The organism is Peribacillus sp. NPDC055009, assembly GCF_053608705.1.
This window is the reverse complement of record NZ_JBSGVZ010000003.1, coordinates 167536-183194: the sequence shown is the minus strand read 5'-3', so window position 1 is coordinate 183194 and position 15659 is coordinate 167536. Positions and strand designations below refer to the sequence as shown.

The 15659-nt window shown below is 43.6% G+C and carries 14 protein-coding genes; 6 read left to right on the top strand and 8 right to left on the bottom strand.

From position 1 onward, the window contains the following. The first annotated feature begins 144 nt into the window (after window positions 1–144). Window positions 145–894 (top strand): SDR family NAD(P)-dependent oxidoreductase, encoded by a 750-nt coding sequence (locus ACWF5P_RS07100; protein ID WP_101224225.1) that lies wholly within the window; start codon window positions 145–147, stop codon window positions 892–894. A gap of 2 nt (window positions 895–896) precedes the next feature. Here ACWF5P_RS07100 and ACWF5P_RS07095 read toward each other — a convergent pair whose 3' ends face one another. Together ACWF5P_RS07095 and ACWF5P_RS07090 are read right to left on the bottom strand one after the other, a co-directional pair. Further along, the gene (locus ACWF5P_RS07095; protein ID WP_101224224.1) at window positions 897–1127 is read right to left on the bottom strand and encodes a hypothetical protein; all 231 of its coding nucleotides are present in this window, start codon (window positions 1125–1127) and stop codon (window positions 897–899) included. A gap of 64 nt (window positions 1128–1191) precedes the next feature. Next, window positions 1192–1983 carry a TIGR00266 family protein gene (locus ACWF5P_RS07090; RefSeq protein WP_048687434.1) on the bottom strand — a complete coding sequence of 264 codons (792 nt, stop codon included), beginning with the start codon at window positions 1981–1983 and terminating at the stop codon, window positions 1192–1194. Window positions 1984–2173: 190 nt separating this feature from the next. On the opposite strand from ACWF5P_RS07090, the gene glpK reads away from it, so the two are divergent. Then, a complete protein-coding gene (gene glpK / locus ACWF5P_RS07085; RefSeq protein ID WP_452444750.1) occupies window positions 2174–3664 on the top strand; it encodes a glycerol kinase GlpK in 1491 nt (496 codons plus the stop codon). 67 nt (window positions 3665–3731) lie between these two features. After that, a complete protein-coding gene (locus ACWF5P_RS07080; RefSeq protein ID WP_452444749.1) occupies window positions 3732–4199 on the top strand; it encodes a CBS domain-containing protein in 468 nt (155 codons plus the stop codon). 53 nt (window positions 4200–4252) lie between these two features. Here ACWF5P_RS07080 and ACWF5P_RS07075 read toward each other — a convergent pair whose 3' ends face one another. The 4 genes from ACWF5P_RS07075 to ACWF5P_RS07060 form a co-directional block, all read right to left on the bottom strand. Beyond that, entirely contained in the window at window positions 4253–6367 is a 2115-nt protein-coding gene (locus ACWF5P_RS07075) for a peptidoglycan D,D-transpeptidase FtsI family protein (protein WP_452444748.1), read from the bottom strand. 361 nt (window positions 6368–6728) lie between these two features. Then, window positions 6729–7082 (bottom strand): hypothetical protein, encoded by a 354-nt coding sequence (locus tag ACWF5P_RS07070; RefSeq protein ID WP_452444747.1) that lies wholly within the window; start codon window positions 7080–7082, stop codon window positions 6729–6731. A 75-nt stretch (window positions 7083–7157) separates the two neighbouring features. Next, complete coding sequence (locus ACWF5P_RS07065; RefSeq protein WP_452444746.1) at window positions 7158–8276, bottom strand: DUF2515 family protein; 1119 nt, start codon at window positions 8274–8276, stop codon at window positions 7158–7160. An 84-nt stretch (window positions 8277–8360) separates the two neighbouring features. Beyond that, window positions 8361–8528 carry a hypothetical protein gene (locus ACWF5P_RS07060; protein WP_434168807.1) on the bottom strand — a complete coding sequence of 56 codons (168 nt, stop codon included), beginning with the start codon at window positions 8526–8528 and terminating at the stop codon, window positions 8361–8363. Between the two features lie 511 nt (window positions 8529–9039). Here ACWF5P_RS07060 and ACWF5P_RS07055 point away from each other — a divergent pair. The 3 genes from ACWF5P_RS07055 to ACWF5P_RS07045 all read left to right on the top strand — a co-directional run bounded on the left by ACWF5P_RS07055 (window position 9040) and on the right by ACWF5P_RS07045 (window position 13191). Next, window positions 9040–10791 (top strand): ABC transporter transmembrane domain-containing protein, encoded by a 1752-nt coding sequence (locus ACWF5P_RS07055; RefSeq protein WP_434168808.1) that lies wholly within the window; start codon window positions 9040–9042, stop codon window positions 10789–10791. Next, window positions 10788–12806, top strand: coding sequence for an ABC transporter ATP-binding protein (locus ACWF5P_RS07050; protein WP_452444745.1), 2019 nt, complete (start codon window positions 10788–10790; stop codon window positions 12804–12806). Before ACWF5P_RS07055 ends, ACWF5P_RS07050 begins: the two co-directional genes overlap by 4 nt. Before the next feature lie 136 nt (window positions 12807–12942). Then, window positions 12943–13191 carry a type B 50S ribosomal protein L31 gene (locus ACWF5P_RS07045; RefSeq protein WP_101224216.1) on the top strand — a complete coding sequence of 83 codons (249 nt, stop codon included), beginning with the start codon at window positions 12943–12945 and terminating at the stop codon, window positions 13189–13191. A 111-nt stretch (window positions 13192–13302) separates the two neighbouring features. Here ACWF5P_RS07045 and metC read toward each other — a convergent pair whose 3' ends face one another. After that, window positions 13303–14484, bottom strand: coding sequence for a cystathionine beta-lyase (gene metC / locus ACWF5P_RS07040; RefSeq protein WP_101224215.1), 1182 nt, complete (start codon window positions 14482–14484; stop codon window positions 13303–13305). Then, window positions 14481–15593 (bottom strand): methionine biosynthesis PLP-dependent protein, encoded by a 1113-nt coding sequence (locus tag ACWF5P_RS07035; RefSeq protein WP_452444744.1) that lies wholly within the window; start codon window positions 15591–15593, stop codon window positions 14481–14483. The genes metC and ACWF5P_RS07035 overlap by 4 nt, the downstream gene beginning before the upstream one ends. Between the last annotated feature and the right edge of the window lie 66 nt (window positions 15594–15659).

Genomic DNA, 15659 nt, shown 5'->3' with positions numbered 1-15659 from the left:
TTGCTGTTATTATCTATCATACATCACTTTAGGGCAGCTAGAAAAATATAAGGGTCCTCCAGGTTATTGATGATGGAAATTGTTTGAAGTGTAGCGAATTGGATATTATGATAGGGACAAATCTGTGAAAGTGAGGATGGAATAATGGGTTTCAAAAATAAAACGGTGATTGTAACTGGCGCTTCGAATGGGATAGGGAGAGGCGTGGCAAAGGGATATGCAGAAAGCGGCGCTTCAGTCGTTCTCGCAGATTTGGACGAGCGGGAAGGTCTTTCGTATGTGGAAGAGCTCAAAAGTAACGGTCATGAAGCCATGTTCGTCAAAACGGATGTACGCAAGGAAGCTGACATCCATCATTTGATGGATGTAACTCTAAAAACATATAAGACCATTGATATATTAATCAATAATGCAGGAAAGGCATTATTCAAATCGCTTTATGACCTGACGATTGAGGAATGGGACGATATGATGAATACGAATTTGCGCAGTGTTTTCCTTTGTTCCCGGGCTGCTGCAGAATCGATGCGGAAAAATGAAAAGGGAGGTGCAATCATCAATTTGGCATCAACCAGAGCGGTGATGTCTGAACCTGATTCGGAATCCTATGCAGCGACAAAAGGAGGGATCAAAGCACTGACACATGCACTTGCCGCTTCTTTAGGCAAAGAGAAAATTACGGTCAATTCGATTTCTCCGGGATGGATTGAAACGCGAGATTATGAATCGCTGAGGGATAAAGATCACCAGCAGCATTTTTCCAATCGGGTTGGCAAGCCTGAGGATATTGCAAGGGCCTGTCTTTATTTGACGGCATCGGAAAATGATTTCGTTACGGGTGCTGACCTTATCGTCGATGGAGGCATGACAAGAAAAATGATGTACGAGGAGTAATCTCATTTTTTCCGATAAAGATATTGCAGTTCAGTCCCGAGTTCCCGGTTGAGCAGCTGTTCCATTTCTTCAAGCTCCTTTATGCCGATAGGGCCATCGGCAGCTGTCCAGTGAATGGTATAAACAAAATAGTAATCTCTTATTTTTCGGAAAATAACAGGCGAATTCGGGAATTGATCAAAAATTGCCTTGATATTATAGCGTCTCATGTAGGACCACTTAACAAGCTGCATGTAGCTACCCATCCTTTTCAAAAGAGATCAATGACTGCCATGATGGCAGTCATTGGTCCGGTTCTTATTTATCGTTGAATAAATTGAATAAGCCTCTAGCTACGCTGCCTTCTTCGGAGGATCCTCCATTTTGCGGAGCTGCAGCAAATACACGGCTTGCAAGCCGGCTGAATGGCAAAGATTGCACCCAGACGGTTCCTGGTCCTTTTAATGTTGCAAAGAATAAACCTTCGCCACCGAATAAAGCTGTTTTCACGCCTTTTACAGTTTCAATATTATAATCTACCCCGCTAGTCATCGCTACTAAACATCCTGTATCGACCCGTAAGATCTCTCCTGCAGCCAATTCTTTTTTATGGATTGTGCCGCCGGCATGAACGAAGGTCATTCCATCTCCTTCAAGTTTTTGCATGATGAAGCCTTCACCGCCAAAGAAGCCTGCCCCTATCTTTCTTTGAAACTCAATTCCGACTGAAACGCCTTTCGCTGCCGCCAGGAATGCGTCTTTTTGACAAATGATTTTCCCGCCGAGCTCGCTTAAATCCATCGGAATGATTTTACCTGGATAAGGCGAGGCGAATGAAACATGTTTTTTATCTCGTCCTTCATTCGTAAAAGCCGTCATGAAAAGACTCTCACCAGTAAGGAGCCGTTTCCCGGCACCGAATAGCTTACCCATCATTCCGCTGTCACCATTCGATGACCCATCGCCAAAGATGGTTTCCATCTTGATTTGATCTTCCATCATCATCAAACTTCCAGCTTCGGCAATCACCGTTTCCTGAGGATCCAATTCCACTTCAACAAACTGCATGTCATCTCCATATAATTTAAAATCTATTTCATGGTTATTCATTTTCCATTCCTCCTATCAATCTTATTTTCATTGTAAAAGATAAACTCTTAACCTGCCAATATTTTTCAATTTTTCGCCGTAATTTATATATTTTTTGTTTTCACGGGTATATCTAGTAAAATGTAGGAAGAAAAACAGCATGACACTTAAGCGGGAATGAACTTTTTCTTAAGTGCAGGAGGAGACAGCCATGGAGACTTACATACTATCATTGGACCAGGGAACGACAAGTTCCCGGGCCATTTTATTTAATAAAAGCGGGGAGGTTTTGCATATTGCCCAAAAGGAATTCACCCAATATTTCAGAAATCCTGGATGGGTGGAGCATAACGCCAATGAAATTTGGGGTTCCATCCTAGCGGTAATCGCTTCCTGTCTATCGGAAATGAATGTAAAGCCTGAACAGATCGCTGGAATTGGCATAACGAATCAACGGGAGACGACCGTGGTATGGGATAAGGAAACAGGTCAGCCGATCCATCACGCCATCGTCTGGCAATCCCGGCAGACAAGCGAAATTTGCACGCAATTGAAGGATGGAGGTCTCGAAGACTTATTTTTGCAAAAAACCGGTTTGTTGATTGATGCTTATTTTTCCGGTACAAAGGTGAAATGGATTCTCGACCATGTAGATGGGGCACGGGAAAAGGCTGAAAACGGAGACTTATTGTTTGGTACGATCGATACGTGGCTGATATGGAAACTTTCGGGTGGTAAAGCACATGTAACCGATTATTCGAATGCTTCAAGGACGCTGATGTATAACATTCATGACCTGAAGTGGGACGAAGAGCTACTGGAAATCCTGCAAGTGCCGCGATCGATGCTCCCGGATGTTCGCTCTTCATCGGAGATATACGGGAAAACAGCGCCACACCATTTCTTTGGGCACGAAATCCCGATTGCCGGGGCAGCGGGAGATCAACAGGCCGCTTTGTTCGGACAAGAATGCTTTGAAAAAGGAATGGCTAAGAATACGTATGGCACAGGATGCTTCATGCTGATGAATACAGGAGAAAAGGCAGTGAAATCAGAGCATGGCCTGTTGACCACGATTGCATGGGGGCTGAATGGAAAAGTCCAATATGCCTTGGAAGGCAGTATTTTTGTCGCAGGTTCGGCCATACAATGGTTAAGGGATGGGCTGAAACTCTTGCATGATCCGAAAGACAGTGAAAAGTATGCTTTGCGGGTCACTTCAGCCGATGGTGTCTATGTAGTTCCCGCATTTGTTGGATTAGGTACCCCTTATTGGGATAGTGATGTCAGGGGAGCTGTATTCGGACTGACAAGGGGGACATCGAAGGAGCATTTCGTCCGGGCAACATTGGAAGCGCTGGCCTACCAGACAAAAGATGTACTTAAGGCCATGGAAGTCGATTCAGGGATTAACCTAAAGGCATTGAGGGTCGATGGCGGCGTTGTCAAAAACAATTTCTTGATGGAATTTCAAAGCGGCCTCCTGAATGTACCAGTCGAAAGACCGGTCATTAGTGAAACGACAGCTTTAGGGGCAGCGTATTTAGCTGGGCTTGCTGTCGGATATTGGAAAGATCAGGAAGAGGTTTCAAAGCTGTGGGCAGTCGATAAGAAATTCGAACCCGAGATGGAAGAACAGGAACGGAAGGATTTATATGATGGCTGGAAAAAGGCAGTTCAGGCGGCAAGGGTTTTTAAATAGAGTAAGTAAGGGTATTAATAGAGAGAGATGAATACAGAACGTATAAACTTAAAAAAGGGGTGGTAATATGTTAGTTAAGGATTTCATGATAAGGGAAGTCTACGTAGCCCGTCCTGATTTTACATTAAAGGAAATTCTGCGGATCTTAATCGAAAATAAAGTGGGCGGGGTCCCCGTTGTGGATGAACATGATAAGCTATTGGGAATGGTGACGGACGGGGATATCCTCCGTTACTTGACACCCGCAGAGGAAGCCATCATGGGGTATTTCACCTATATTACGGTTCTTCCCGGTGAAGAGTTGGATGAAAAGGTTACATCCAAAATGAATGATAAAGTCTCACAAATCATTAAAAATAAAAGGATTACAAAGCTATCTCCCGAAGATCCGTTAGATGAATTGATAAAGGTCCTTTCCAAGCATCATTTCAAGAAAATCCCCGTCGTGGACAAAAATTATAAAGTCGTCGGCATCATCAGCAGGGGAGATGCACTTAGGGCCCTTTATAAGGAATTCGTTCAAAAGCTGGAATAAACGGGCATCATAAAAAGGCCTGCTCGATTACGAGCAGGCCTTTTTTGTAATCATCATTGAGTGCTTTCTACTGCTTTATCTGCATCAGATTCACCTTTTGCTCTTTTTTCCTTCAATTTAAAGTAGGCGTCCATTACGTCCCGCCCGATCCGTTTGTTAATATCATCAGAGGGCTTGCCTTGATACACCCATGGCACGACGACAGAAAATGCCACTTCCGGATTATTGTGAGGTGCATAACCTACAAGCGTCAAATTGATAGTCGGGACTGGCGCGCTATATTGATTTCTCCGCGGTCCATCGTAAAAGGCCTCGGCAGTACCCGTTTTTGCTGCCGCACGGTAGGACTTCCCGCCGAAATATTTATATGCCGTCCCGCCTGGTTCCTGGGCAACCTGTCTGAATCCTTCCTGGACACGTTGCATCCAAACGTCTTTCCCGCCTAAATCGTTTAATACTTTAGGACTCATTGTTTTAAAAACGCTGCCCAATTCCTGGTGTTCATTGGAAGGATTCCTGATTTCCCTGACCATATGGGGCTCAAGTCTTTTTCCGCCATTTGCAATCGTTGAAACATACTGTGCCAATTGCATAGGAGTATATGTATCATACTGGCCAATCGATAAATCCAGCAGCAATCCGTCTGTTGACATATCGACTCCTTTAAACCCTACGGATTCATTTGGCAGGTCGATGCCTGTGCGGACACCCAATCCAAATTGGGCATAATGATTCCGCATGATTGAATAAGCTTCCCGGTTGATTCCTAACGGCCGGTGAGGGATATAATGACCGCCGGCAATTTTGATTGCCGTCATGAACATATAGACATTCGACGATTTCTTTAACGCAGAGACATCGGTTACATAACCCAAATCACTATAAGATCCTTTGGGATTAGCCCCTGCTAAAAGGAGTTTTCTGTCAAAAAAAGCTGACCCTGGTGCGATGGCTCCTGTCTGAAAGCCCGTGTAGACAGTGGCTCCTTTAACAGATGACCCCATCGTATAGGATGTCGTAATGTTTCCAAGAGCGAAATCGTTCATTTCGGTCAAGCCGGTTTTACTGTTGCGGCCGTATTGCCTGCCGGCCATCGTGAGCACCTCGCCTGTATTCGGGTCCATTAAAACGACGAAGGCACGATCCAATAAGTAGGTATTTCCTTTAGCTTTCGATTTCGACAATTCTCTCTCGATGATTTTTTCAACCTGTTGCTGCAGCTCCATATCAATTGTAAGGACCAAGTCTTTTCCGCTTTGCCCTTCAGTGAGGGTATTCGTTTTGATGACTTCCCCTTTGCTCAGCACATTTTCAATCCGCGTCTTTTGACCGCGCAGGACATCTTCATATTGTTTTTCAATATAACTTTTTCCGACCCGGTCATTCCTGGTATAGTCGCGTGCCAGGTAATAGTCGATATTTTCACTGGGAATGCCTTCTTCGGAAGAAGAGACCTTGCCAAGAACCGAGCGGAGGGTCTCGTCATACTTATAGGTCCTTTCCCAATCCGTCGTTACATCCACACCTGGCATTTCATCCAAATGTTCGCTGACCCTGGCGAATTCCTTAGTGGTGACATCTTTATTCTTCACGATCGACGGTGCGAGGGCATAGCCGCTATTGAATTCCCGGAAGATGGCGATGACTTCCAATTCATCTTTGGAGAATTCCTTGATATTCTCATCGGTTACCCGCTCCATTTGAAGTTTGTATAAATCTTTTTGCTCCAGTTTCTTTTCGACTACTTTCTTCCTCTCGGCCTTGGTAATCAAGGCTTCGGCTTCTTTCGGATGTTTTAAAATCCAAAAATCCTTTTTATCCGGCAGGGTTACCTTTTTGGTATCCTTTTCTATCAAGGTGGCAAGGATTTCCGCCGTCTTCACCATATCTGCCGTTTTCGTATTCGGGTATTTCGTATAGGTAATGGCATTACGTGGCTCATTATCAACGACCGGATTCAGGTTGCGGTCATACATCTTACCACGGGGAACCGGGGTATTGGCCACATCGTTTTCCGTTCGGTCGACTTCGCGGAGGTAATCATCCCCATACACGATTTGGACGATGCCAAGCCGGATTATTAAGCTTGAAAATAAAATGAATATTAAAAAGAACATAAAGTTCAGTCGGAAAGGAATTGGGGTTTTTTTCTTTTTTTCTTTGGCCATCATTAACATTCCTTTCTAGTAAAAGTAAAAAATAAGAAAATTCCTATCTCCAATGATATATAAAATTAACTTATTTTTCTATGCTTTATCCGTAAATTTATCTATATTTCCAAAAGAATGTTCTGGAGTTATATAATCCCTAGTAATCTTATAATTGGGAAAATTGATATAAATATAAATGTCAATGGGGTTTTAATAGATAAAGAGAGGAAGAAGCGGCAAAGCGACAATCATGAGGAGAGATGCATATATGAGTCGCTCTTGTGGCAAAAGCGCTAGGAAGGACATTTTGTAAATGAATGAAAAAAAGGTCTTTAAACCTTAGAATCCATTCACAATGACTTAAGTACCATGATAAGCATTAATTTACTTCATATTTCCTAACGGGAGTTTGAGTCGTGACACTGATAACCTCTTTGAAATATCCGCATAGCTCAAGCCATTTTTCAGGGTAAATATAGTTGAAGCGTTCGATCGTTTCTAGGGAGTGAAGCACAAGGGAATCGATTTGACCCGCTTTTTTACTTTGTAAATTGAATAAAAGCTCATGCGGGATTGTGTAATAAGGGTGGATTTGATACGGATTGAGTATGACCGAGGAAATATTCTTCTCTTCCATATACTTGTCCGTCACGATCTTTTGGATTGCAAAGCTTTCATCAGTATGTAAATCCCCGATTTTGTAATTTGGATTCAATAGTACAATGCCTCTCATTTGCTTCACCCATTCTTTTTTGCTAACCATTCTTGCCAAATGGGGGAAGGGATATTCAAAGTAAGAGGCTTGATGCTAGAAAATGGCTTTCATTCCGTTAAGGGTTTTGAGATGCTTGACATTTTCGAGCACCTCGTTGGTCAGGTCCGACTTTTTAATGATCGGTAAGCTTTGTAAATCTTCTATGAAGCTTACATTCGTGAACCAATCAAAGGAATGGGGAGGAAAGAATAGTTGATCTTCCCATGCATCATGAAGAGTGGGGCTGTAGACTTTATCATCTTTTGAAGTGGATGCATCAGAGGTATATATGCTTGCCCAGTAATCCTCTCTGGAACCCGTGTGGGGAATCTCTTTAGTAAATTGGCCAACACCGCGAAAAACCACCGGATGCTGAAAAAGAAGCTCATATAATGATTTCCCCGTTTCAATACGCTGTTTCGGGTCGGCAAAGCGTTCAACGGTAAGGCCGGTCAAGGAATGAAGTCCCTTTTGCTTGTTTGCATAAGGAAAGATCACTTTCATGAAGCCTAAGTATTCCTGCAGCTGAAAATCAAGCCTGCGGAGGATTTCACCATGACGGGTGCGTTTTAATATCCTTTCCTGAAGCATTCTTTGCTCATTAATGATAAGGGCCGTTGTCAAAAGGGGTGAATGGGGCTCTTCAATGAAAGATTCCCAAATCGGGGCCATGAATCTTGAAATGCGGAATACCGGTAAATACCTTCTTAGCGGAAGTTCTTTTTGTTTAGAATGTTCATATAAAAGAAGCTGGGGGAAGGCATCATCAAATATGGCTGAATTGGCGCGCTCAAGGAACAGGAAGAATTTCTGCCGTTCCGATTGGTCAAAGAGGTGGGTCATGGCTGAGCTTTTCAAGTCAGTCATATGGTATCCTCCATTCCTCGAAACCATATGTGCTAAAAAGGCCCAATGGACCTCTGGATTACGATTGTAAAAGGCAAGATATGCTTGTGTTCTTGTGATATTGTTCCGGTTCAAGGCAGCAGTCTCGGTTCGAATGCTTTTTATAAGAGCGGTTTCCTCAGGGAAAAAAGCTTTTGACTCATCAAAAGGCTGAAAGAGCTCATTTTGTAAAAGGGATTTTAGCGTGCCATATCTTTCATCATCGATGATGGGTTTTGTTTTGGCAGGGTGTTTACCCAACAGCTTTTGCAAATATTGGGAGAGCATACAATCACCACGGTTGTTTTTCGATCATTATATGCAGAGCCGTCAAGAAAGGGGCGTTGCATTTGCAACGCCCCCAAGGTGAGGTCATCTTTTCTTCTTCTTTTCCAGGTACAATAAAATATAATAGACTATCCAGAAAAGAAACACAGGCATGAAGGATAAAAATCTATATTGGACCGGTACGGCAAATAAGATGAAAATGGATGATAATAAAAAGGGAACCGCCAGGAGTATATATTTTCTCCATTGCATATGCTGAACCTCCTTAGGTTACGTCATTCTTATAAGAATAAAGGATTATCCATCAATAATCTAGAAAAGTCTCAATTGACAAAAATATGCAAACGTAGTAATCTTTAAATATAAGTTAAAAATTACCATTAATTAATGAAAAAGGAGGCGAACGTCATGACTAAATCAGTTAAGCACAGTGATGTCATAATCGAATATCATACGTCCGCCTGCCCTGAGACCTTGTCTTTCTAGACATAGAATCCGACGTGTTCATTGATCATTTTAAAGCGCAGGTTGTGGAATTTTCGCGGCCTGCGCTTTTTATATGTGTTATTACGCATTTAAAAAAGCTTCCGCTAATTGGCGGGGGCTTTTTGGCATTTGGACTACAGGTGCATTCGCATCCTTTCCATATAAAAGATAGGAGGAATTTTAAAATGAGACAAAAGACATTGGAAATTTTATTGCAGCCGGGAGATCCAGAAAGCGGTTAGCGAGTGAAAGAGTTGATCAAAAGGGAGGGGAATTCATGTTTGCGATTTTTAAAAAGCTGTCCTGGTTCTTTAAAGAACAGTGGCAGCGTTACACCTTGGCGATTTTATTTCTATGTATAGTGAATATCTTGGAGGTTATCCCGCCAAAACTTGTCGGGAATGCCATCGATGATATGAACAATGGCAGCATGACGCAGGAAGGGGTCATGAAATACGTTATTTATTTGCTGATTGTACTGATCGGCAGTTATCTATTTGGTTACTTATGGAGTTATCTGTTATTCGGCGGCGGAAACTTGGTCGAACGAAAACTAAGATCCGGATTTATGGGCCATTTGCTGAAAATGACGCCGAGCTTTTATGAAAAAAACCGTACAGGGGATTTAATGGCAAGGGCAACCAATGATTTAAAGGCAATATCCCTCACAGCTGGTTTCGGGATATTGACCCTCGTTGACGCTGTGCTGTTCACCATTACGGTAGTGGTCATGATGGGAGCCACGATCAGCTGGCAGTTGACGATTGCGGCGGTTCTGCCGCTTCCAATCATGGCAGTGATGATGCAAATTTACGTGAAGAAAATTTACAAACGTTTTACGGATGCACAAGCAGCCTTTGGTACTTTAAATGACAAGGTCCTGGAATCCATTTCAGGTGTCCGTGTTATCCGGGCCTATGTCCAGGAACGGGAAGATGAAAAGCGGTTTGATGAAATGACCGAGGATGTATATCGCAAAAATCTAGCCGTGGCAAGAATCGATGCCCTCTTCGATCCGACGATCAGCATTATCATTGGCATCAGTTATTTAATCGGGTTGGGCTATGGGGCTTACCTTGTATTTCAACAGGCCATAACTCTTGGCGGACTTGTTTCGTTCAATGTGTACCTAGGCATGTTAATTTGGCCGATGATCGCGGTGGGTGAACTGATCAATGTCATGCAAAGGGGAAATGCTTCGCTAGATCGTGTTCAGGATACCCTTTCACATGAAGCGGATGTGAAGAATTCATTGGGGCTGGAGAGTATTGCGAATCCGGGAAATATCCAATTCAATTCAGTGTATTTTACATACCCTTCCTCAACGGTTGTGAATCTATCCAATATTTCCGTTCAGCTTGAGCGCGGTCAAACATTGGGGATAGTGGGGAAAACAGGTAGTGGAAAAACGACATTCGTGAAGCAATTGCTGCGGGAATACCCATTAGGAAAAGGTGAAATCGCTTTTGCAGGCATGCCGCTGGAGCAACTGACCCTTGAAGATATTCGTAAATGGATCGGCTACGTTCCCCAGGACCATTTTTTATTCTCGAAGTCTGTTAGGGAAAATATCTTATTCGGTAAAATGGATGCAACCGAAGATGAACTGGCTGAAGCTATCCGGCTTGCGGATTTTGAGAAGGACTTAATGATGCTGCCAAACCGTCTTGAGACACTCGTCGGTGAGAAGGGTGTCGCACTATCCGGAGGGCAAAAGCAGAGGATCTCGATTGCCAGGGCACTGATCAAAAATCCGGAAATCCTTATATTGGATGATTCCTTATCCGCTGTAGATGCAAAAACGGAAACGACGATCATCGAAAATATCCAAAATGAACGAGCAGGAAAAACGACCATCATCACAACCCATCGCTTATCGGCCGTTCAGCACGCGGACAGGATAATCGTATTGGACAGCGGAGAGATCATCGAAGAGGGGACTCATGCGGATTTACTGCAGAATGATGGCTGGTATAAGGAGCAATATGAGCGACAGCAGGTTGACGAAGGGACGGAGGTGAAGGCATGAAGGTCGTAAAGAAACTTTTTAATTATGCTGCCCTTTATAAAAAATTGATCATTGGCGCCCTGATCATGCTGGCACTTTCGGTAGCCGCCGATTTAACGGGTCCTTTCGTTGCCAAGAAAATCATCGATTCACATATACTTGGCATTGAATCTTCCTGGTATGAAGCGGGTAAAGGAAAAGATGCTGTCAAGTATGATGGAAATTGGTATAAACGGGCTGATTACTTTGCAAAAGGTGAGAAGAAAGGCAGGGAAGTACATGTTCTGCAGGTCGGCAATCAATTTGTCTTCGTAAATGAGGCTGTCCCTATCGATGGGCGCAGAACCTTGGAGGACCAATCATTGATAATAAGGAAAGACGGGAAAGAGCAGCGTACGCAAGCAGTGAAATTGACGAGTCAGGAAGTGATGGGATTTTACCAACCGGAAATCCCTCGGATCATAAAGCTTGTGGCTTTTTATTTTAGTCTTGTCATCCTTTCCTCCATTTTTCAATATGGGCAGAGTTTTTATTTACAGAAAGCGGCGAACCGAATCATACAGAAGATGCGAAATGATATTTTTACGCATATTTCCCGTCTGCCGATACGTTATTTCGATAATATGCCAGCGGGTAAAGTTGTAGCCAGGGTCACTAATGATACGGAAGCGATCCGGGAATTATATGTAACCGTGCTCGCCAACTTCTTCTCGAGTACGATTAATATTTTCGGCGTTCTAATTGCTTTGTATATTCTGGATCCACGAGTCGGTACCATCGGCACGTTACTTATTCCGATCATCGTTATCTGGACGATGGTATACCGTAAATTCGCCTCGAAATATAATCACATCATTCGGGAACGGGTCAGCGATATTAATGGGATGATCAATGAATCTATTTCTGGAATGAGCATCATTCAGGCATTTGGACGTGAAAAGGAGACAAAGCAATCTTTTGAAAATCTAAACAGGGAGCATTATTCCTATCAAAATAAAATGCTCCATTTGAATTCGTTGACGGGTGGAAACTTGATTGGCGTCATTAAGGTTTTGGCGCTTATGGCATTCGTCTGGTATTTCGGCGGGATTTCCCTTACAGCCAGTTCGGCCATTTCCTTAGGGATGATGTATGCAATTGTTGATTTGATCAGCCGCCTGCTTCATCCGCTTCATGGAATCGTCAATCAGTTCGCTAATCTTGAACAGGCGCTTGTTGCAGGGGAGCGGGCATTCAGTTTATTGGATGAGCAGGGATTGGCAGTCAGTGATGAAAACATATCCAGATACAAAGGAAACGTGCAATTCGAAAATGTTTCTTTTGGTTATAAGGATAATGAATATGTGTTAAAGGACATTTCCTTCTCCGCTAAACAAGGGGAAACGGTCGCTTTAGTTGGCCATACTGGGTCAGGAAAAAGTTCCATAATGAATTTATTGTTCCGCTTTTATGACAGCAGTGAAGGCCAAATTAAAATCGATGGCACGAATATATTGGATATCCCTCATCAGACGCTTCGTGAGCATATGGGAATCGTCCTTCAGGATCCCTATTTATTTACTGGCACCATCGCCTCCAATATCAGTCTGAATCATAAAGACATTACAAGGGAAATGGTTGAAAAATCATTAAGAGATGTCGGGGGGGACAAAGTGCTGAAGCATCTTCCTTTAGGGCTGGACGAACCCGTGATCGAAAAAGGCGGAACGCTGTCTTCCGGGCAGCGGCAGCTAATCTCTTTTGCCCGTGCTCTTGCATTCAATCCGGCCATATTGATTTTAGATGAAGCGACAGCGAGCATCGATACCGAAACCGAGGCAATTATCCAGGAGGGGATGGAAGTGCTGAAAAAAGGGAGAACAACCTTCATCATTGCACATAGACTTTCCACGATAAAAAATGCCGACCAGATTCTTGTACTGGATAAAGGGCGGATTGCTGAGCAAGGTACACATGAGGAATTAATGGAACTAAAAGGGAAGTATTATCAAATGTATGAACTGCAGGCTGGTCCGCATAAAGGCATGGCTGGTTGAACACAATTGAATAAGGGTGAATCATCAAGATTAAACTATAATGAGGGTACCGACTTTTGGTACCTTCAAGCATAATTATTGATAATAGTAATCATTACGTTTAAGATATGCCTATACTGACGATGAGGTGATAATAGTGAAACAAGAAATTCATCCCGATTATCAACAAGTGGTATTCATGGATACCAACAGTGGGTATAAATTTTTGACAGGCTCCACGAAGACGTCCAATGAAACGATCGTTTGGGAAGACGGACAAACATATCCATTATTAAAAGTGGAAATCAGCTCGGATACGCACCCTTATTATACAGGAAAGCAGAAGTTTGCTGAAAAAGGAGGACGGGTGGATCGCTTCCTGGATAAATATAATATGAAGAATTGAGAGTCAGGCCATCGGGAAATCGATGGCCTTTTTTATGACTGGGAAGAAAAAGAGTTAATAATGATGCAAGGAAAAAGGGTGCCCATAATTTATGAGGCACCCATCCTTTATTCATTTTGCAGCAATTGCTTCCCCTTTGGCAATATTGACGAGGGCCGCATCGAAGTCCTTGATTATATCGTCCGGATTTTCAAGTCCGACAGAGAGGCGGAGCAAGCTGTTCGTGATGCCCCGCTTTTCCCTTTCATCATCAGGCATGGCAGCATGGGACATTTTGGCCGGGTAAGATAATATGGATTCGACCGCTCCCAGGCTTACGGCAAATACAGGGAGCTCGACAGTGTTCACGAAGGAACGGAAGATTTCCTCACTTTCCAATTCAAAAGATAGGACCGCCCCTGCTCCAAGTGACTGGCCTTTCTGGATGGCGTGCTGTGGATGATCGGCTAGGCCGGGATAATACACTTTTTTCACCAAGGGCTGATCTTTTAAGTAGGCTGCAATCTTTTCTGCCCCTTTTTGTGAATGTTCCATTCTAACTGACAAGGTTTTTAAACCTCTCATTACAAGCCAGGCATCTTGGACACCAAGGACCGCTCCAAAGGAGTTTTGGAGCGAACCGAGTCTTGCCGCCAATTCCGGATCTTTCACGACCGCAAGCCCAGCTACCACATCACTATGTCCGGATAAAAACTTCGTCGCGCTATGAAGGACAACATCAGCGCCCAGATTCAGCGGTTTTTGCAATGCGGGCGTCAAGAATGTATTATCAACAAAACTTAAGGCACCGGCTTTTTTTGCAATATCACATACAGCTTGAATATCGGTCACTTTAAGTAACGGATTTGAAGGCGTTTCAATGTATATGGCCCTGGTATTTGGCTGAACGGCCGCTTTGACGCTTTCAAGGTCCGTCATGTCAACGAAGGTATGCTCAATATTGAAACGGGTCAATACGCTTGTGACCATCCTGAACGTTCCGCCATACACATCTTCGGAAATGACGATATGGTCTCCGGCAGACAATAGCAGGAAGGCTGTTGAAATGGCAGCCATACCTGATGAAAAGGCAAAGCCGTGAGTGCCTTCCTCTAAATCGGCAATGATATCTTCAAGTGCCTCGCGAGTTGGGTTCCCGCTTCTGCTGTAGTCATATTTGCCGAATTGATCGATATCCGATTGATGGAACGTCGATGCATGCTGAATGGGGACGCTCACACCGCCCGTTGCCGGATCGAATTTATGTTGATTATGAAGTAATTTCGTTTCAAAGCTAAAATCATGACCTGTCATCGTAGTGCCTCCCTTTTTACATGTGCGAATGCTTGCTGCAGGTCGCCAATCAAATCATCGCTATCCTCGATGCCAACGGAGAAGCGAAGCAGGCGATTACAAACCCCATTTGCCGTTCTGACTTCAAGCGGTATATCGGCATGTGTTTGTGTGGCAGGATAGGTGATGAAGCTTTCAACCCCTCCAAGGCTTTCTGCAAAGGAAATTAATGAGAGCGATTGTAAAAATGGGTTGACCGCCGCTTCATTAATGATGCGGAAAGAAATCATGCCGCCTCTGCCGGGATACAATACATCAGTGACACAATCATGCTCCGATAAGTAATCTACAAGTATCTTAGCATTCTTTTCATGACGCTCCATCCGCAATGCCAGGGTTTTCATTCCGCGCATCAACAGCCAAGAATCAAATGGGCTCAAGACAGCTCCAGTACCATTATGATGGAAGGCAAGTGCATCACATAATTCAGCGCCGCTAGCAACGATCAGTCCCGCGAGCACATCATTATGACCACCGAGATACTTGGTTGCACTATGAATCACAATATCCGCTCCAAGCACGATGGGTTGTTGAATAAGAGGCGTGTAAAAAGTGTTATCAACGATTAACAATAAATTATATCGTTTGGCCAATGCCGCAACGGCGCTAATGTCCGTTTGCTGCATAAGGGGGTTAGTGGGAGTTTCGATGAAGATGGCTTTCGTGTGAGGAGTGATGGCTTTTTCGATATCCTCCAAACAACAAGTGTTTACATAGTCACACTGCAATCCCCATTTTTTAAAACCTTGTTCTAACAGACGATATGTACCGCCATAAAGATCTTCGCTGACAATCCATGCATCCCCGGATTTAAAAAGGGCAAGAATAGTGGAGATGGCGGCCATTCCTGAACTGCAGGCATAACCTTGGTCTCCTTTTTCCAGATCGGCGATGGATCGCTCCAATAGCTGGCGTGTAGGGTTACCAGTCCTTGTGTAGTCGAATCCCGTCGATTGGCCAATTCCTTCGTGACGAAAAGCTGTTGAAAAGTATACCGGCGGATTGACTGTTCCTGTCGCCGTTTCGCTGCGATTTCCTAATTGAGCAAGATATGTTTCAGATTTGTACATGGTTTTCACTGCTCCTTTGAGTTATATAAAATAAAAAAAAGTCTTCTTTAAGAAGAAGACTTTGAT

Coding starts and splice junctions, on each gene's coding strand:
- ACWF5P_RS07050 (WP_452444745.1), top strand. CDS start 10,788: ATGAAGGTCGTAAAGAAACTTTTTAATTATGCTGCCCTTTATAAAAAA.
- ACWF5P_RS07035 (WP_452444744.1), bottom strand. CDS start 15,593: ATGTACAAATCTGAAACATATCTTGCTCAATTAGGAAATCGCAGCGAA.
- glpK (WP_452444750.1), top strand. CDS start 2,174: ATGGAGACTTACATACTATCATTGGACCAGGGAACGACAAGTTCCCGG.
- ACWF5P_RS07095 (WP_101224224.1), bottom strand. CDS start 1,127: ATGCAGCTTGTTAAGTGGTCCTACATGAGACGCTATAATATCAAGGCA.
- ACWF5P_RS07090 (WP_048687434.1), bottom strand. CDS start 1,983: ATGAATAACCATGAAATAGATTTTAAATTATATGGAGATGACATGCAG.
- ACWF5P_RS07055 (WP_434168808.1), top strand. CDS start 9,040: ATGTTTGCGATTTTTAAAAAGCTGTCCTGGTTCTTTAAAGAACAGTGG.
- ACWF5P_RS07060 (WP_434168807.1), bottom strand. CDS start 8,528: ATGCAATGGAGAAAATATATACTCCTGGCGGTTCCCTTTTTATTATCA.
- ACWF5P_RS07070 (WP_452444747.1), bottom strand. CDS start 7,082: ATGAGAGGCATTGTACTATTGAATCCAAATTACAAAATCGGGGATTTA.
- metC (WP_101224215.1), bottom strand. CDS start 14,484: ATGACAGGTCATGATTTTAGCTTTGAAACGAAATTACTTCATAATCAA.
- ACWF5P_RS07100 (WP_101224225.1), top strand. CDS start 145: ATGGGTTTCAAAAATAAAACGGTGATTGTAACTGGCGCTTCGAATGGG.
- ACWF5P_RS07080 (WP_452444749.1), top strand. CDS start 3,732: ATGTTAGTTAAGGATTTCATGATAAGGGAAGTCTACGTAGCCCGTCCT.
- ACWF5P_RS07065 (WP_452444746.1), bottom strand. CDS start 8,276: ATGCTCTCCCAATATTTGCAAAAGCTGTTGGGTAAACACCCTGCCAAA.
- ACWF5P_RS07075 (WP_452444748.1), bottom strand. CDS start 6,367: ATGGCCAAAGAAAAAAAGAAAAAAACCCCAATTCCTTTCCGACTGAAC.